At 73.0% G+C, this 17,027-nt stretch carries 17 protein-coding genes; 12 read left to right on the top strand and 5 right to left on the bottom strand.

The features are described 5' to 3' along the window. Nucleotides 1-99 precede the first annotated feature (99 nt). Nucleotides 100-855 carry a tyrosine-protein phosphatase gene (locus BJ958_RS15725; protein ID WP_179727880.1) on the top strand — a complete coding sequence of 252 codons (756 nt, stop codon included), beginning with the start codon at nucleotides 100-102 and terminating at the stop codon, nucleotides 853-855. Nucleotides 856-865: 10 nt separating this feature from the next. Here the strand turns inward: BJ958_RS15725 and BJ958_RS15720 are convergent, their stop codons facing one another. After that, nucleotides 866-1,909, bottom strand: coding sequence for an acyl-CoA dehydrogenase family protein (locus BJ958_RS15720; protein WP_179727879.1), 1,044 nt, complete (start codon nucleotides 1,907-1,909; stop codon nucleotides 866-868). A gap of 51 nt (nucleotides 1,910-1,960) precedes the next feature. Between BJ958_RS15720 and BJ958_RS29095 the strand changes: the two genes are divergently transcribed. Then, the gene (locus BJ958_RS29095; RefSeq protein ID WP_179727878.1) at nucleotides 1,961-3,094 is read left to right on the top strand and encodes an acyl-CoA dehydrogenase family protein; all 1,134 of its coding nucleotides are present in this window, start codon (nucleotides 1,961-1,963) and stop codon (nucleotides 3,092-3,094) included. A gap of 91 nt (nucleotides 3,095-3,185) precedes the next feature. Here the strand turns inward: BJ958_RS29095 and BJ958_RS15710 are convergent, their stop codons facing one another. The 3 genes from BJ958_RS15710 to BJ958_RS15700 all read right to left on the bottom strand — a co-directional run bounded on the left by BJ958_RS15710 (nucleotide 3,186) and on the right by BJ958_RS15700 (nucleotide 6,257). Beyond that, entirely contained in the window at nucleotides 3,186-4,487 is a 1,302-nt protein-coding gene (locus tag BJ958_RS15710) for an HNH endonuclease signature motif containing protein (protein ID WP_179727877.1), read from the bottom strand. A gap of 296 nt (nucleotides 4,488-4,783) precedes the next feature. Further along, a complete protein-coding gene (locus tag BJ958_RS15705) occupies nucleotides 4,784-5,656 on the bottom strand; it encodes an IclR family transcriptional regulator (RefSeq protein WP_218865782.1) in 873 nt (290 codons plus the stop codon). Nucleotides 5,657-5,699: 43 nt separating this feature from the next. Beyond that, nucleotides 5,700-6,257, bottom strand: coding sequence for a flavin reductase family protein (locus tag BJ958_RS15700; RefSeq protein ID WP_179727876.1), 558 nt, complete (start codon nucleotides 6,255-6,257; stop codon nucleotides 5,700-5,702). 98 nt (nucleotides 6,258-6,355) lie between these two features. On the opposite strand from BJ958_RS15700, the gene BJ958_RS15695 reads away from it, so the two are divergent. The 10 genes from BJ958_RS15695 (at nucleotide 6,356) to BJ958_RS15650 (ending at nucleotide 15,916) form a co-directional block, all read left to right on the top strand. Next, complete coding sequence (locus BJ958_RS15695; RefSeq protein ID WP_179727875.1) at nucleotides 6,356-7,315, top strand: alpha/beta hydrolase; 960 nt, start codon at nucleotides 6,356-6,358, stop codon at nucleotides 7,313-7,315. Next, complete coding sequence (locus BJ958_RS15690; protein WP_179727874.1) at nucleotides 7,312-8,031, top strand: SDR family NAD(P)-dependent oxidoreductase; 720 nt, start codon at nucleotides 7,312-7,314, stop codon at nucleotides 8,029-8,031. The genes BJ958_RS15695 and BJ958_RS15690 overlap by 4 nt, the downstream gene beginning before the upstream one ends. Before the next feature lie 19 nt (nucleotides 8,032-8,050). Then, nucleotides 8,051-9,685 carry a flavin-containing monooxygenase gene (locus BJ958_RS15685; RefSeq protein WP_179727873.1) on the top strand — a complete coding sequence of 545 codons (1,635 nt, stop codon included), beginning with the start codon at nucleotides 8,051-8,053 and terminating at the stop codon, nucleotides 9,683-9,685. Next, nucleotides 9,682-10,539 carry an alpha/beta fold hydrolase gene (locus BJ958_RS15680; protein WP_179727872.1) on the top strand — a complete coding sequence of 286 codons (858 nt, stop codon included), beginning with the start codon at nucleotides 9,682-9,684 and terminating at the stop codon, nucleotides 10,537-10,539. The genes BJ958_RS15685 and BJ958_RS15680 overlap by 4 nt, the downstream gene beginning before the upstream one ends. Before the next feature lie 132 nt (nucleotides 10,540-10,671). After that, nucleotides 10,672-11,868 carry an acyl-CoA dehydrogenase family protein gene (locus BJ958_RS15675; RefSeq protein ID WP_179727871.1) on the top strand — a complete coding sequence of 399 codons (1,197 nt, stop codon included), beginning with the start codon at nucleotides 10,672-10,674 and terminating at the stop codon, nucleotides 11,866-11,868. 11 nt (nucleotides 11,869-11,879) lie between these two features. Further along, the gene (locus tag BJ958_RS15670; protein ID WP_179727870.1) at nucleotides 11,880-12,779 is read left to right on the top strand and encodes a VOC family protein; all 900 of its coding nucleotides are present in this window, start codon (nucleotides 11,880-11,882) and stop codon (nucleotides 12,777-12,779) included. Next, the gene (locus tag BJ958_RS15665) at nucleotides 12,776-14,212 is read left to right on the top strand and encodes an FAD-dependent oxidoreductase (protein WP_343052702.1); all 1,437 of its coding nucleotides are present in this window, start codon (nucleotides 12,776-12,778) and stop codon (nucleotides 14,210-14,212) included. The genes BJ958_RS15670 and BJ958_RS15665 overlap by 4 nt, the downstream gene beginning before the upstream one ends. 109 nt (nucleotides 14,213-14,321) lie before the next feature. Beyond that, nucleotides 14,322-15,119 carry a glucose 1-dehydrogenase gene (locus tag BJ958_RS15660; RefSeq protein WP_179727869.1) on the top strand — a complete coding sequence of 266 codons (798 nt, stop codon included), beginning with the start codon at nucleotides 14,322-14,324 and terminating at the stop codon, nucleotides 15,117-15,119. 296 nt (nucleotides 15,120-15,415) lie between these two features. Further along, nucleotides 15,416-15,619 carry a cold-shock protein gene (locus BJ958_RS15655; protein WP_028654732.1) on the top strand — a complete coding sequence of 68 codons (204 nt, stop codon included), beginning with the start codon at nucleotides 15,416-15,418 and terminating at the stop codon, nucleotides 15,617-15,619. Nucleotides 15,620-15,769: 150 nt separating this feature from the next. Next, nucleotides 15,770-15,916, top strand: a complete 147-nt coding sequence (locus tag BJ958_RS15650; RefSeq protein ID WP_179727868.1) for a hypothetical protein — start codon at nucleotides 15,770-15,772, stop codon at nucleotides 15,914-15,916. A gap of 39 nt (nucleotides 15,917-15,955) precedes the next feature. Here BJ958_RS15650 and BJ958_RS15645 read toward each other — a convergent pair whose 3' ends face one another. Then, complete coding sequence (locus BJ958_RS15645; protein WP_179727867.1) at nucleotides 15,956-17,005, bottom strand: hypothetical protein; 1,050 nt, start codon at nucleotides 17,003-17,005, stop codon at nucleotides 15,956-15,958. Nucleotides 17,006-17,027: the final 22 nt, after the last annotated feature.

The following is a 17,027-nucleotide window of genomic DNA, read 5'->3' as shown; positions in this document are numbered from 1 at the left end:
TGAGGGCCGTCGCTCCCGATCAGCGGGACGAGTCCGCGGCGAACCGGTCGCTCCGGGGATCGTGACACCGTCGTCACCCCGATCGAGACGGAGGCAGTTGTGGGCACGGTGAGCGAGGCCACCAGGTGGCTCGACCTGGCAGAGGTCGACAACATCCGCGACCTCGGCGGTCTCCCGGTCGCGGGCGGTGGCGTCACCCGCTCCGGCGTGGCGTTCCGGGCCAGCACGCTGCAGGAGATCTGCGCTGCGGACGTGACCGAGCTGGTCGACGTGCGCGGGCTGCGCACGATCATCGACCTGCGGCTGCCCGACGAGGCCGCCCGTGAGGGACACGGCCTGCTCCGCGACACGGCCGTGCGGGTGGTGAACCTCCCCGTGAAGAAGGCCGACGCGACCCTGCTCGACGTCGTCGTGCCCTCGGGCACCAGCGCCGACCTCGGCGCCCTGTACTGGCAGCTGCTCGCCGGCAGCACCGAGTCGTTCGTCGAGGCCGCGCGGATCATCGGCGACCCCGAGCAGCACGCCGTGGTCTTCCACTGCGCCGCCGGGAAGGACCGCACCGGCGTCATCGCCGCCGTGCTGCTCGACGCCGTGGGTGTCTCGTCCGAGGACATCGCCGCCGACTACGCCCTCACCTCCGAGCGCGCCGCGCAGGTGCGCGAGCGGCTGGTCCGCATCCCCGCCTACAAGAACCTGCCCAACGTCGGCCAGGGTGTGTTCGCCGTCGACGGCACCGCGATCGGTTCGTTCGTGGACGCGCTGCGTGCGACGTACGGCGGCGGCGCGGAGTTCCTGCTGCGCCACGGCCTCACCGAGGCCGAGCTGGCCGCGCTGCGGCTCGCGCTGGTCGGCTGACCCGCGGAGCTCAGCCGCCGAGTGCGCGCAGCCGGGTGATCAACGCCCGGGCGTGGTAGCCGCCGACCCGGACGTCGCGCCACAACCGTGCGACCGGGTCGCCGTTGTCGAGGGCGTGCGCGCGCAGGCTGGCGAAGACCAGGGCGGTCGCCTCGACGGCACGGTCGACGGCGTAGAGCTGGTCCTCGAACGGATCGCGCGGCTGGTCGTCGGGGTCGTGGTGTCCGGTGGCCTGCTCGCGCAGCACCAGCGCCGCCCCGTCGACGAGCGAGGCCGCGCGGGCGATCCGCGCGGGGGACAGGTCGAGGGCGTCCTCGCCGCCGTGCGACAGCGCGAGCCGCTGCCGGGACTGGTCGAGGTGGGTGACCAGCGCGCCGGCGGCGGAGCCGACGAGCGCCATCGCGGCGATGGTGCCGATCGCGCGCAGGTCGGCGCCGCGGTGCTCCGCATCGGCCCAGGAGCCGACCGGGATCGCCGCCCCGCGGACCCGGACGTCCTGCGCGCCCGACGCGGTCAGGCCGACCGTGTCGACCGGGTCGGAGAGCTCGCAGTCAGCGACGGGGACCAGCGCCAGGCCGGCGCGGCCGGGCTCGCCGGGGACCTTGTGACGTCGTACGCCGAGCAACAGCCACGACGCGTTCGCCGCTCCCGTCACCGCTGTCCACTGGCCGTTGAGGACCAGCTCGTCCTCGGGCCCGACCAGCCGGCCCGCGGGCTCGGGGCTGAACGCGACCAGCGGGTCGCCGGCCTCGTCGTGCAGCCGCGCCCAGGCGGCCTGCGGGAACAGGTCGAGCAGCCAGGGCACCGCACTCCCGGCAGCGGTCACCCAGCCCGTGGAACCGCACGCTGCGGCCACGGTCCGCACCAGCTCCACCAGCTCCGCCTCGCGGTCGCCACGCTCGGCGGCCGGCACCAGCGAGAACGCGCCGGCGTCGAGCAGCGCGGCCAGGACCTCGGTCGGGATCCGGCGCTCCGCCTCGGTGCGGGCGGCCTCCTCGCGGATGCGGGGGACCAGGTCCTCGACACGGTCGCGGAGCGCGGTGTGGGTGTGCAAGGGTCCTCCTAGGCTGTCGAGGCCGACACTAGTCGTGATGGAGGGGGAACGGTGAGCGAGGCGACCGACGCGGTCATCTCCGGGGTCCGGGCCATGCTGCCCGAGCTGGCCCGCGACGCAGCGGCGGTCGAGATCAACGGTGCGGTCGACAGCGCGGTGATCGAGCGGCTCACCGAGACGGGCCTGTTCCGGATGCTCCGGCCCGCCGCGTACGGCGGCCTCGAGGCCGACCCGGTCACCTTCTTCCGTGCCGTCCGGTTGCTGTCGCGATCCTGCCCCTCGACCGGCTTCGTCGCCTCGATCCTCGGCGCCCACGAGTGGCACCTCGCGCTCTTCGACGAGCGCGCCCAGGCCGACGTGTGGGGCGCTGACCCGGCCGCGCGGCTCGCGTCGTCGTACACCCCCGACGGACAGCTCACCCCCACCGAGGGCGGCTACCGGCTCACCGGCCGGTGGCGTACGTCGACCGGCATCCACCACGCGACCTGGGCGGTCGTGGGCGCGCTCCTGCTCGACGAGAAGGGCGAGCCGGTCGACTTCGTCGGCACCCTGGTCCCCGCCACCGACTACCGGATCGAGGAGCGCTGGGACCCGACCGGACTGCGCGCCGTCGGCGCCGACGGCATCGCCGTCGAGGACGCGTTCGTGCCGTCGTACCGGACCTTCGGGGCGCGGGAGCGGATGCTCCAGGAGGACCCGGCGTGGGCCGGCAAGCTGCCTCCGCTCTACCGGATGCCCTACAGCGTCATCCACACCCACGCGGTCGCCGTCCCCGTGATCGGCGCGGCCGAGGGCGCCTACGACGCGCTGCTCGCCGACCGCCCCGAGGCCGCTGCCGCGCCCACCGTCGCCCGCGCCGCGACCGACCTCCACGTCGCCTGGCGCCAGCTCACCGGCCACCTCGAGCGCCTGCTCGAGCGCGCCGAGCGCAACGAGCCGCCCCACACCGAGAGCGTCGTGCGTGCCCGCCGCGACCAGTCCCTGGCCGCCGAGCGCGCCGTCCGCGCGATCGGCAGCTTCCTCGACGCCGCCGGCCCCGAGGCCTGGGAGCGCCGCCACCCGCTGCAGCGTGCCTGGCGCGACGCCCAGGTCGCCGCCACCAACGCCGCCAACTCGGTCGACCAGACGCTGTCGATCTTCGGTCGCTGGGCCTACGGGCTCGACATCACCGACCGCTGGTGGTGACGCAGACGTCTCAGTCCGGGACGACTGCACCGTCCTGAGCATGCCGCTACCCCCGCAGATGCATGGTTCTGCGGGGTGTGGAGCGGGGTCGCTACTCGTCGGGCGGGCTGGGGTCGCCGGTGTCGTGGACGGGGTGGGTGCCGCGGTGGTCGACCCGGAACCGGTAGCCGTTGGGACTGGTCCAGACGTAGGATCCGGGCGTGATGGTGTCGTAGCGCCAGGCTGAGTGGGTCTTCGCGCGGTGGTGCCGCCGGCAGAGTGGGACGAGGTTGCAGGGGCAGGTCGGACCACCCTGGTCGTGGGGTTGGTGGTGGTCGATGTCGCACCGGGTCGCGGGACGGGTGCAGTGGGGGAACCGGCAGGTGTGGTCCCGCAACGCGACGCGGGTCTTGTGGCGGTCGGGGATCTCGTAGGCCGTGACGGGGACGTGGTCGGCCAGGTCGATCACCGGCCGGACGATCACGGTGGTGTGCCGGGCACGCAGCCACTCCCGGATCTGAGCGGTGCTGACCGGGCAGCGACCCTCGTCCCACCGCCCGACCGGGTTCCGGCCAGCAAGGGTGGTGTCGGTGACGTGCACGTTCAACACGACCTTGCGACCAGGGACGGTCGCGACCACCTCCCCGGTGTCCGGGTCCGGGACCAGCAGGTCCAGGGCCAGGTCCTGGCGGGCGAGCTCGGCAGCCGCTTTCGACCGGCGCACGTCCAACGAGCTCTCGTCACCCAACCGGCCCAGCACCTCCGCGCGACGAGCGACGGCGAGGTCGAGGTCGTGCCCGTCGGCGGCATCCATCAGCCCGTCGAGGTGCACCAGCCCGTGCTCGTCCACGTCACTGAGGTCGAAGTGCCGGTGGTCGGCAGCCTTCTGGCGGTCGGCTTCCGCGCGTTCGGGGTCGTAGCGGAGCACGGCTTCCGCGACGAGGCGTTCGAGCTGGGCCCACCCGACGCCGGAGGCGTTCCACAGCTGCCGGTCCACGAACCCCGCCGCCTCAGCACCAAGACCCCGGGTGAGGTCCGCGATCCGCTCAGCACGCCACGGCGCCAACCTCCCCGCCACCACCGCCTCGTAGACGTTGGGGAGCCGCCAGGCGCACTCGATGACCCGACCGACATACGCCTTGCCGCCGTCGGGGGTGCGGCCGAGGACCGCGACGAGCTCCATCAACGCGAACTCGCTGACCAGCGGGGCACCCGCCCCGGCGATGGGCACGCCGGTGTCGAGGTAGCCCTCGGTGATCGTCGCGACACCCTCGGGTCCGGTGATGATGTGGTCGCCGGCCCACTCCACGATCGTCGCCCATTCGCGGACCAGGGAGGCCTGGCGGCCTTCGACCTCGGCACGCAGCCCGGACAGCAGAGCCGCTGTCGAACGGGGCCGGGTTCCGAGATCCATGACTGAATTCTCCCACCCACCGCCGACAGAAGCGAACGTTCAGAACCCGCCTGGGGACAGGGGAAACTCCATTCGGAGGGTGTGGAGAACCGACGTCACGGCATGCCACGAATGTGACTGCGGGACCGCAACCCGAGCCGCGAACCCAGCCACCTCCCCACCTTCCTCGTCGCTGCCCTTTCGGAACGAAACCGGCTACGCGACCGACGCCCACGGACGGACCCCAGCAGCACAGCCCGATCTTCGGTGGCTGCGCGACTCCCGCCCCTCAACCACCGGCACGCCACCGGCGAGCGCTACACCCAGCCGTCGGCCGGTAGCGTGCGCAGCATCCGCCCGAGCACCCCGTCCGAGGTCGGCCGGACCGGCTCGACGGCCTCGTCCTGCCCGGACAGCCGCTGGGTGACGTGGGCGGCGGCGCGGAGCATGAGCGGGCCGAGGCGCTCCAGCTTCTCCAGGGGTACGGCGCCACCGACCGAGATCGCGGCGAGGAGGCCGTCGGCGCGGATGGCGGCGCCGAGGGCGGAGGTGCCGAGGACCAGTTCCTGGTTCTCGTAGGCGAGGCCGCGGCGGGCGCGGATCCGACCGAGCTCCTGGTGGAGCGTGGGCAGGTCGTCGATGGTGCGGGGGCTGCGCTTGGGCAGGCCTGGGCGGAAGAGGGTGTCGATCTCCTCGCCGGGCAGCTGGGCCAGGATCGCCTTGCCGAGGGCGGTGGCGTGGGCCGGGACCCGGCCGCCGACGCGGGACGCCGTCCCGGCGTTGCCGGCGGCGGCGCGCCCGGCGATCCGGTCGAGGACGAGCACGTCGGTGCCGATCAGCACGCCGAGGTGCACGACCAGGCCGGTGTCGAGGTGCAGCCGGTTGAGGACCGGGGCGGCGACCGAGCGCAGCTCGGGGTGCTCGGACGGCGAGTGCCGCGCGGTCGAGGCGCCGGCGGACAGCGAGTAGCCGTCGGGTCGGCGCTGGATCCAGCCGGTGACGAGCAGCTGGTCGAGGATCCGGTGGACCGTCGAGCGCGGCAGGCCCGTGCGGGTGGCGATGTCGTCGAGCCGGAACCGCGCGCCGGGCTCGTCGAAGACCCGCATGATCAGGGCGATCCGCGCGACCATCGACACCGGCGGGTCGGAGCTCTCCCCGTCCGCCTTCTTCTTCGCCGCGGCACTCGCCATGCGGCTCATGATAGGCCCGCCGTACGCCGGCCCTGCCCGCGATTCAGCTCCAGAAGTCCTGCTCGCCCCAGTGCGCGAACCCCGCCTTGGGTGCGTCGAGCCCGAACCGGCCGCGGTGGAACACCAGTGGCGGGGCGGTGTCGAGCTCGAGCCCCTGCACCCGCCCGATCGCGATGTCGTGGTCGCCGGCGACGTGCACCGTCTCGAGCGTCGCGTGCACGCGGAGCACGGCGCCGGGCAGTGCCGGGGCACCGTGCGGCGCGGTCCACTCCAGCCCCTCGAAGCGCAGTCCGTTGCGCGAGCCGAAGCGCTGGCACAGGTCGACCTGGTCCTCGGCGAGCACGTTGACGCAGAACGCCCCGGCCTCCCGGATCCGGGCCCACGCCCGGCCCTCGCTGGTCGCGCAGAACAGGACCAGCGGTGGCTCGAGCGAGAGCGACGCGAACGACTGGCAGGTGAACCCGACCGGCTCGTCGTCGTGCACCGCGGTCACCACGGTGACCCCGCTCGGGAAGGCGCCCATCGCGCGCCGCATGACGTCGGGCGTCGGTTCCAGCACCTCGGCGGGCGGCGGGGTCGGGGAGAAGGCGAGGGCGCTCATGACATCGGACGGTAAGGAATGTTCCGATTCGTAACACTCCGGTCCCGTCCAACGGGACCGGAGCCACTCCGCGGGAGAGCGCTGCCTACGTTCGCAACATGCTCGACACCGAGGTCGCCGGGTTCCTGGCGCTGCTCAACGAGAACTTCCCGCAGGTCTCCACGATGACCGGCGCCGACGCGCGCGCCGCGACCAAGGCACGGCAGGTCCCGCCGGCCAACCTGGACGACGTCCGCTCGGCCGAGGACGTCACCATCGACGTCGACGGCGGCACCATCGGCGCCCGGGTCTACCAGCCCCACGGCCCGGGCGACGTACGGCGCCCGCTGGTCGTGTTCACCCACGGCGGCGGCTTCGTCTTCTGCGACCTCGAGAGCCACGACAGCTTCTGCCGCCAGCTCGCCCGGCAGACCGACTCCGTCGTCGTGTCGGTCGACTACCGCCTCGCCCCCGAGCACCGTGCGCCGACCGCCGCCGAGGACGCGTACGCCGCCCTGCTCTGGGCGAGCGAGCGCCACGACGAGCTCGGCACCGACCCGGCCCGGGTGGTCGTTGCCGGCGACAGCGCCGGTGGTGCGCTCGCCGCCGTCGTCGCGCTGATGGCCCGCGACCGCAAGGGACCCGCCCTGGCGGGCCAGGCGCTGCTCGGTCCGGTCATCGACCCCGGCTGCGACACTCCCAGCTACGACACCTACGCCGACGGCTGGTTCAACACCCGGGCGAACATGGAGTGGTACTGGGACCAGTACCTCGGCCCGGAGCGCACCCTCCCCGAGCCGCCCGAGCTGGTCGCCCCGGCCCGCGCCGCGAGCCACGCCGGCCTGCCGCCGGCCGTCGTCGTCATCACGGCCGCCGACCCGCTGGCCGACGAGGGGGAGCGCTACGCCGCCCAGCTCGCCGCCGCCGGCGTGCCGGTCCTCACCCGGATCCACCCGCAGCTCTTCCACGGCCTGCTCACCTTCATGACCCTGCGCGCAGGCGCGTCCGCCCGCGAGCTGCTGTACGCCGACCTGCGCACCCTGCTCGGGGTGGCGTCGCCTGCCGGGGGACCGGCATGACCGGACCCGACCTGACCGGCAGGGTCGCCCTGGTCACCGGCGCGGCCGGTGGCCTCGGCGCGGCCGTGGCGTCCGTCCTCGCGGAGGCCGGCGCCCACGTCGTCCTCGGCGACAGCGACCTCGCCGGCGCCAGCCGCACCGCCGCCGGCATCGGCGGCACGGCCACCGCCGTCGAGCTCGACGTCCGCGACGCCGGCCAGTGGGACCGCGTGACCGGGGAGATCCGGGCGCAGCACGGCCGCTGGGACGTGCTGGTCAACAACGCCGGCGTCTACCGCAAGGCCCCGCTCGCCGAGATGGCCGACGACGACATCGACCTGGTCCTCGATGTCAACCTGCGCGGCACCGTCCTCGGCACCCGGGCCGCCGCCCGGTCGATGGCCGACGGCGGCGCGATCGTGAATGTCTCCTCGACCGCGGGCCTCTCGGGCCACCGCCACGCCCTCGTCCACTCCGCGACCAAGTTCGGCGTCCGCGGCGTCACCCGCTCCGCGGCCCTCGAGCTGGGGGAGCGGGGCATCCGGGTCAACGCCGTGTGCCCGGGCCCGATCGAGACGCCGATGATGCGCGCCGACCAGGTCGACTGGTCCGCCGTACCCCTGTCCCGGGCGGCCGACCCCCGTGAGGTCGCCGCCCTGATCACCTTCCTCGCCAGCGACGCCGCCGCCTACTGCACGGGTGGCGAGCACACCGTCGACGGCGGCCTCAGCGCCTAGCCCGAACCAGGAGAAAGCCATGAACGCACCCACCGAGAACACCCGTGACCTGGTCATCGTCGGCGCCGGCCTCGCCGGCATCTACGCGATGTACCGCGCCCTCGAGAAGGGCCTCGACGTCGTCGGCGTCGAGGCCGGCGACAGCGTGGGCGGGACCTGGTACTGGAACCGCTACCCCGGCGCCCGCTGCGACGTCGAGAGCGTCGACTACTCCTACTCCTTCGACCGCCAGCTGGAGAAGGACTGGAAGTGGACCGAGCGGTTCGCCACCCAGCCCGAGATCCGCTCCTACCTCGACCACGTCGCCGACCGCTACGACCTGCGCCGGCACTTCACCTTCGGCCGCCGGGTCACCGCCGCGCACTTCGACGAGCAGGCCTCGACCTGGACGGTCACCCTCGACGACGGCACCCGGCACCGGGCCCGCTTCCTGATGATGGCGACCGGCTGCCTGTCCGCGCCGAACCGTCCCGACCTGCCCGGCATCGACGAGTACGCCGGCACGCAGCTGTTCACCGCGCAGTGGCCCGACGAGCCGGTCGACCTGACCGGCAAGCGGGTCGGCCTGATCGGCACCGGCTCCTCGGGCATCCAGGCCGCGCCCCTGCTCGCCGAGCAGGCCCAGTCGCTGACCGTCTTCCAGCGCAGCGCCAACTACACGGTCCCCGCTCGCAACCGGCCGCTCACCGAGGAGGAGTGGGAGAAGGTCCAGGAGACCTACCCCGAGCGTCGCAAGGCCTCGCTCTACGCCCCGGCCGGCTCGCTGAGCACCACCCACCCGAGGAAGGCGACCGAGGTCGACGCCGCCGAGCGCGAGCGCGCGTTCGAGGCCCGCTGGCAGGAGGGCGGCGTGCTGTTCGCCAAGACCTTCCCCGACCAGGGCGTCGACATCGTCGCCAACGACTACGCCCGTGAGTTCGCCGAGGCCAAGATCCGCGAGATCGTGAAGGACCCGCAGGTCGCCGAGGACCTGATCCCGACCGACCACCCGATCGGCACCAAGCGGATCGTCACCGACACCGGCTACTACGAGATGTACAACCGGGACAACGTCGAGCTGGTCAACCTGCGCAAGCACCCGATCGAGCAGGTCACCTCGTGGGGCATCAAGACCGACGACGCGTCGTACGAGCTCGACGTGATCGTCTTCGCCACCGGCTTCGACGCGCTCACCGGCGCGCTCACCTCGATCGACCTGCGCGGCGCCCGGGGCGCCGTCCTCGCCGACGACTGGGCGCACGGCCCGGAGACCTACCTGGGCCTCGGCGTCGCCGGCTTCCCGAACCTGATCACCCTCAACGGCCCCGGCAGCCCGTCGGTGCTCGCCAACATGTCCACGCACACCGAGCAGCAGGTCGACTGGGGCATGGACCTCATCGAGTTCTGCCGGGCCAACGACATCGACCAGGCCGAGCCGCGCAAGGACGCCGCCGAGAAGTGGACGGCCCACCTCGGCGAGGTCGCCGAGGGCACCCTCTTCACCCGCGCCGCCTCCTGGTACATGGGCGCCAACATCGAGGGCAAGACCCGCACCTTCATGCCCTACATCGGCGGCTTCGGCAACTACCGCCGCATCTGCGACGAGGCCCGCGACAACGGCTTCGAGGGCTACGTCCTGACCCGCGTCTCGGCGCCGGTGGAGGCGAGCGCATGAGCCTCCCGTCGTACGACGACACGCGCCGCGAGCTCGCCACCGACGCGGGCACCCTCGTCTACCACGAGTACGGCGACGGCCCGCCGCTGCTGCTGCTCCACGGATCGGGCCCGGGCGTGACCGGCTGGCGCAACTTCCACCAGAACCTGCCCGCCCTCGGCGCGCACTTCCGCTGCCTGGTGCTCGAGCTGCCGGGCTTCGGTGTCAGCCACGACATCGACGAGTCGCCGTTCGTGGCCGCCGGTCCCGCGGTGACCCGGTTCGTCGAGGGCCTCGGCCTCGGCCCGGTGCCGGTGATCGGCAACTCGATGGGCGGCGTGGTCGCGGCCCAGCTCGCGATCGCCCGCAGCGACCTGTTCACCCGCATCGTCACCGTCGGCGGCGTCGGCACCAACGTCTTCGGCGCCGGTCCGGGGGAGGGCATCGTCCGGCTCACCGACTTCGTCGAGAACCCGACCCGTGAGGGCTTGGTCCAGTGGCTGCGGTCGATGGTCTTCGACCAGGGGATGGTCACCGAGGAGCTCATCCAGCAGCGCTGGGACCTCGCGACCGAGCCCGAGACGCTCGCCTCGGCGCGGCGGATGTACGGCCGCGAGGCCAACGCCGCCCGGGCCAGGTCGGCCGCGGCGAGCGACCGGCCGCCGTACTGGGCGATGCTCCACAAGATCACCGCGCCCGTGCTCCTGACCTGGGGACGCGACGACCGGGTGAGCCCGGTCGACATGGCGATGCTCCCGATGCGGTCCATCCCCAACGCCGAGCTGCACGTCCTGCCGCGCTGCGGCCACTGGGCGATGATCGAGCAGCAGGCGGCCTGGGAGGCGGCCGTGCTCGCCTTCCTCACCCGCGCCTGAGAGCCCTCGCCGGTGCTCGCGGCCACTCGACGACCTCGAGGTCCCGATGAGCGAGAACCGGCCTCCGCGAACCGACCTCCGCTGCGAGCGTGAGGTCGTCCCCGACACCCGTCAGCCCCGGAAGGAACCCGCATGACCGACCAGACCCGCGGCACCGTGCTCGCCGCCATCGAGGAGCACTCCGACGAGCTGGCGGCGCTCGGCCCGGCCAACGAGCAGCTCGGCCAGCTCGACGACGCGGCGGCCAAGGTGCTGCGCGACTCCGGCGTCATCCGGCTGCTGCAGCCCAAGGAGTTCGGCGGCCACGAGGCCCACCCGGCGGAGTTCGCCGAGACGGTCATGCGGATCGCCCAGCTCGACGGCGCGACCGGCTGGGTCGCCGGCATCGTCGGCGTCCACCCGTGGGAGATGGCGATGGCGGACAAGCGGGTCCAGGAGGAGGTCTGGGGCGCCGACCCCGACACCTGGATCGCGTCGCCGTACGCCCCGATGGGTGTGCTCACGCCCGTCGACGGCGGCTGGACCCTGCGCGGGCGCTGGCAGTTCTCGTCGGGCACCGACCACTGCGACTGGATCTTCCTCGGCGCGATGATGGGCGACGCCACGGGCGCCCCGGTCATGCCGCCGCAGATGATGCACGTGATCCTCCCGCGCGCCGACTACACGATCGTCCCCGACAGCTGGGACGTCGTCGGCCTGCGCGGCACCGGCTCCAAGGACATCGTCGTGGAGGACGCGTTCATCCCGTCCTACCGCGCGCTGGAGTACACCAAGGTCGCCGAGGGCGACGCCGCGAAGGAGGCCGGCCTCACCGAGACCGGCTACCACGTGCCCTTCTCCTGCGTGTTCCCGCTCGGCATCACCTCCGCCGTCATCGGCATCTGCGAGGGTGCCCTCGCCCACCACGCCGCCTGGCAGGCCTCCCGCACGACGGTCTCCGGCGCCGCGAGCAAGGACGACCCGTACGCCCTGTACGCCCTCAGCGAGGCGGCCGCCGACATCGCCGCCTCCCGCGCGGCGCTCGTCGACAACGTCACCCGGATGTACGACGCGGTCTCCCGCGGCCACGTGCCGACCTTCGCCGAGCGGGCCGCCGGTCGTCGTACCCAGGTCCAGGCGGCCTGGCGCGCGGTCCGGGCCCTCGACGAGGTCGTCGCCCGCTCCGGCGGCAACGCGATGCGGATGGACAACCCGATCCAGCGCTTCTGGCGCGACGCGCACACCGGCCTGGCGCACGCGATCCACGTGCCCGGCCCGACCTTCCACGCGGCAGGCCTCGGCGACCTCGGCCTCGAGCCGCCGTCCGGCCCGCTCCGCTCGATGATCTGAGGAGACACCCCATGACCCACCTGCGCGGACTCGGCTACCTGCGGGTCCAGGCCACCGACCTCGCTCGTTGGCGCGAGCTGACCATCGACGCGCTCGGCTTCGCCGAGGGCACCGGGCCCGACCCCGACGGCCTCTACCTGCGGATGGACGAGCGTCAGGCGCGCCTCGTCGTCCTGCCCGGCGACACCGACCGGGTGCAGGCCATCGGCTGGGAGGTCCGCGACTCCGCGGCCCTGGCCCGGGTCGCCGCCGACGTCGAGGCCTCGGGCCGCGGCGTCAAGGAGCTGACCACCGAGGAGTGCGCCGAGCGCGGCGTCGAGAAGGCGATCTCCTTCGAGGACCCGGCCGGCACCGTGCTCGAGGTCTTCTGCGGACCCGTCCTCGACCACAGCCCGGTGGTCACGAAGTGGGCGCAGCGGTTCCACACGGGCGCCGAGGGCATGGGCCACGTCGTCCTGCCGACGACCGCACCCGAGGAGACCACGGCGTTCTACACCGAGGTGCTCGGCTTCCTGGAGCGCGGTTCGATGAAGGTGCCCGGCGACCGCCGGATCCAGTTCCTCGGCATCAACCGCCGTCACCACAGCCTGGCCATCTGCCCCGCCCCGCACGACGAGGCGCCCGGGATGGTCCACCTGATGGTCGAGGTCGACGAGCTCGACGCCGTCGGCCGCGCGCTCGACGAGGTCAACAAGCGGGAGTTCTCGATCTCCTCGACCCTGGGCCGGCACACCAACGACAAGATGATCTCGTTCTACGTCCGGGCCCCCGGCGGCTGGGACATCGAGTACGGCTGGGACGGCATGCTCGTCGACGAGTCGTCGTACACCGCCGAGGAGATCACGGCCGACAGCTACTGGGGCCACGACTGGTCCGGCTCCGAGCCGCTGGCCGCGTTCGTCCCCCGGTGAGCGCACCGATGGTCGAGGCCGACGCCGATGTCGTGGTCGTCGGCATGGGCTGTGCCGGCGCGGCCGCCGCCCTCGAGGCGGCCCGCGCCGGCGCGCGCGTCGTCGCCCTCGACCGCGCCGCCCCGGGAGGCTCGTCGGCGGTGTCCGGCGGCGAGCTCTACCTCGGCGGCGGCACGGCGCTCCAGCAGGCCTGCGGCGTCGACGACGACCCGGACCTGATGTACGCCTACCTCCACGAGGCGCTCGGGCCGCACCCCGACGAGGACAAGCTCCGCCTCTACTGCGACGGCAGCGTCGAGCACTTCGAGTGGTTCCGCGGGCTCGGGATCACCTTCAACCCGAGCCTGTACGACGGCGTCTCGTGGCTCCCGCCGACCGCCGACGGCCTGATGTGGCTCGGCGAGAACGCCTGGCCGTTCACCGGGCTCGCCCGCCCGGTGCCGCGCGGCCACCGCCCCGCCACCGACGGCTTCGGCGGCTGGCTGCTGATGGACCGGCTGACCACCGCCGTCCGCGAGGCCGGCGTCGACGTCCACCCGGACACCCGGGTCACCGGCCTGGTCCAGGACGACTCCGGCCGCGTCGTCGGGGTCCGTGCCCGCCGCTTCGGCGAGGACGTCACCTACCGCGCCCACCGCGGTGTCGTGATCGCCACCGGCGGCTTCGCCGACAACGCCGAGATGGTCGCCGACCACGCGCCGGTGCTCATCGGCCACTCCGTCGTGAGCGACGGCCTCGACGACGGCAGCGGGATCCGCCTCGGCGTCGCCGCCGGCGGCACCCTCCGCCGGATGGCCAGCACCCAGGTCGCGCTGTCCGTCGTGCCCGCCCTCGCGGTCCGCGGCATGCTCGTCGACGGCCTCGGTCAGCGGTTCGTCAACGAGGACGTCTACCCCGGTCGGTTCAGCCAGGCCGCGGTCCGGCACCGTCCCGGGCCGTGGTTCACCCTGGTCGACGAGCGGGGCTGGGAGGACGTGCCCGAGCGTGAGCGCTGGGGCGTGCAGCCCGCCGTCGTCGCCGAGACCCTCGCCGAGGTCGAGACCGAGCTCGGCCTGCCGCCCGGCTCGCTCGAGGACACCGTCGCCCGCTACAACCGCGACGCGGCCGCCGGCGAGGACTCCCTCTTCCACAAGGACCCGCGCTGGCTGCGACCCCTCGAGGCGCCGTACGCCATCGTGGACGCCACCCGCGGCTTCGACCCCGAGGGCACCGGCTCGCGCGGTGGCACCGGCGTCTCGGGGTTCACCCTCGGCGGGCTGCGCACCTCCGTCGACGGCGAGGTCCTCGACGCGTCCGGCGTCCCCGTCCCCGGCCTCTACGCCGCCGGCCGCGCCACCTCCGGCATCCACGGCGAGGGCTACGTCAGCGGCACCTCGCTCGGCGACGGCACCTTCTTCGGCCGCCGCGCCGGTCGTGCCGCCGCCGGCTGCTGATCCTGCGGCGCGCCTGTCCTGTGGAGCGGGACAGGCGCGGACCGCCTGTGACCCAGGTCTCAGAGTGCTCGTGACATTCCAACGACACTCCATCGACACGGGGGACGCCATGAGCAATCTCGACAACTTGGTCATCATCGTCACGGGAGGCGGCTCCGGCATCGGGCTGGCCGCTGCGGACCGGATCGTCAGGTCCGGCGCGACGGTGGTCATCACCGGCAGGGACGTCGAGAAGGGCAAGGCGGCACTCGCCCGGATCGGCGACGAGCGGGCGAGCTTCCTCCAGCACGACGTCGCCTCGCGCGCCAGCTGGGAGGAGGTCGTGGCCGCCGTCCTCGACACCCACGGCCGCATCGACGGCCTCGTCAACAACGCCGGCCTGTCCGCCACCGCAGCGCCGTTCGACCAGGAGACCACCGAGGCGTGGGACGCCATCGTGGCCACCAACCTCTCGGGCGTCTTCCACGGCATGCAGGCGGTCATCCCGTCGATGAAGGACAACGGTGGCGGCTCGATCGTCAACGTGTCGTCGACCGGCGGCCTGGTCGGCCTGCCACTGACCTCGAGCTACGCGGCCGCCAAGTGGGGGATGCGGGGCCTGACCCGCGTCGCCGCGCTGGAGCTGGCCAACAAGCGGATCCGGGTCAACTCGGTCCACCCCGGCATGGTCTACACCCCGATGACGGTGCAGAGCGCCGGCGTCGTCGAGGGGGAGGGCATGTACCCGCCGGCCCCGATGGGCCGTGTCGCGTCGGCCTCCGAGATCGCCGGGGCGATCGTCTACCTGCTGTCCGCCGACGCGTCGTACACGACCGGTGCGGAGATCGCCGTCGACGGCGGCTGGACGGCCGGGGTGTCGCCTCGCGCCCTCCTCGGGGACGAGCTGGCCGGCGCCCTGCTGGGCTGATCGCCCGTCCGGAACGCCCGCTGCAGAGGGGTTTTCCGGACTGACACACGTGTGTTGCAGAACCTTCATGACCTAACCGAAGTTCATGTCGTCGGAGAGGTTCCGCTGTCGCCGCGGATTGGTAGTGTCGACTTCGCAGCGGCTGCAGTTCTCGAAGGTGAACGCCTGCGGAGTCTGTGGCCGACGGCGTTCTGGTTTGTGGTGTCGTCATCACGCATCGGAGCGACGCGTCATCGCAGCCGCTGCGGGCCGTCGAGGTGGCGGCTCTCGCCCCGATACGAGGAGTAACGAGCAACATGGCTCAGGGCACCGTGAAGTGGTTCAGCGCCGAGAAGGGCTTCGGCTTCATCGAGCAGGAGGGTGGCGGCGACGACGTCTTCGTCCACTACTCGGCGATCCAGACCACCGGCTACAAGTCGCTGGAGGACAACCAGAAGGTCGAGTTCGACGTCACCCAGGGCCCGAAGGGTCCCCAGGCGGAGAACGTTCGTCCTCTCTGAGTCACCTCCGAGAAGACCTCGTCTTCCGTGGGGCCCCGCCGGTCGGCGGGGCCCCACGAATTTTTCCGGAACTTTTGGGTTTGCCGGGGGCGCCGAGGGGGATCATGGAGTCGGAAAAGTGCGTTGGTCCGGCTCGAGGGAGAGGGAAGCATGGCCGATCAGTTCGACGTGACCCTCGAGGACGGCGACCTCCTCACCGAGGTCGAGCTGACCACCAACCTCATCATCGCGGCCAGCAACTCCGACGAGCGCCTCTCCACCGAGGAGATCGACCGGATCCTCGGCGTCCTGCACTGAGCTCGACGGCGCGAGCTCGTCGTCGCTCCATCGTGGGGATCAGCAGGTCGCGAACAGCACCGGCCCGCTGCTGAGGTCGGAGAGCACGAAGGACCCCTCGACCGGCTTCAGCGCCATGGTCACCACCCGCCCGGACGCGACCACCTTGCCGAGGGAGAACCGCTCGGGGAAGCTGCCGCCCTGGCCGGGCGCCGGTCCGGCGGCGAGCTTCGAGCGGCTGTCGGCGTCCTCCCGGGCCTGGTCGTCGGTCTCGAACGCCATCGCCACCCGTACGCCGCCCCCCGGCTGCGCCGCGATCGCGAACCCGGTCAGCGGGTGCACGCCCCCCGCCTGCTCGACCAGCTCGCTGGCCCGGGTGCGGTCGGCCGGGTCGGCGTCGGTCATCGCCAGCGCCGAGCAGGCCTGGTCGCCGGTGGCCACCGAGGCGCTCAGCGCGGCGCCCTCGGCGTCGACCACGTCGCTGACGCCGTCCTCCCGGTCGCCGCGGGCCAGGTCGGTGCGCTGCCCGAGGAAGTCCGGGTCGTCGCTGCCGACGAGGACGTCGTCCTCCTCGTCGACCTGCAGCGCGGCGAGCTCCGGGGTGACCGGGCCGTCGAGCCCCTCGAGCAGGTCGACGCCTCCGCGCCACACGCCGTCGGCGTCGTCCGGCTCCTCGAACCCGACCGCGCGCAGCCGCTCGCGCAGGCCGTCGACGTCGAAGCCGTCGGGCAGTCCCATCAGCACCAGCGCGCCGTCCTTGCCCTGGCTGAACAGCTCCCAGTCGATGGTGGCGGGGGAGAAGCCGAGCTGCTCCTGGATCGTCGGGGCCGAGGCGTCGAGTGCGGTCGTCGAGGCCAGGTCCCGGTCGAACGCGTCCTGCAGGAAGTCGTCCACCTCGGCCCCCGAGGAGGACGCGGACAGGTCGGCGCCGAGTTCGGAGCGCACTCCCGCCCAGTCGGTCCAGCTGAACCGGGCCGCGGTCTTCGGCGCCAGGGCCAGCGCGGTCTCGAACCGCGTGCGGTCCGCGGAGCTCAGCCGCCAGCCGACCACGACGGCGGCCGAGACGACGAGAGCCGCGAGGACGAGGAGCAGGATCCAGCGGCGACGCATGACCGAACCCTATGGCCCTACG

Origin of the sequence: Nocardioides kongjuensis (genome assembly GCF_013409625.1) — a bacterium.
GTDB classification, from domain to species: domain Bacteria; phylum Actinomycetota; class Actinomycetes; order Propionibacteriales; family Nocardioidaceae; genus Nocardioides; species Nocardioides kongjuensis.
The sequence above is the reverse complement of the archived record's forward strand: the minus strand, read 5'-3'. Positions and strand labels throughout refer to the sequence as shown.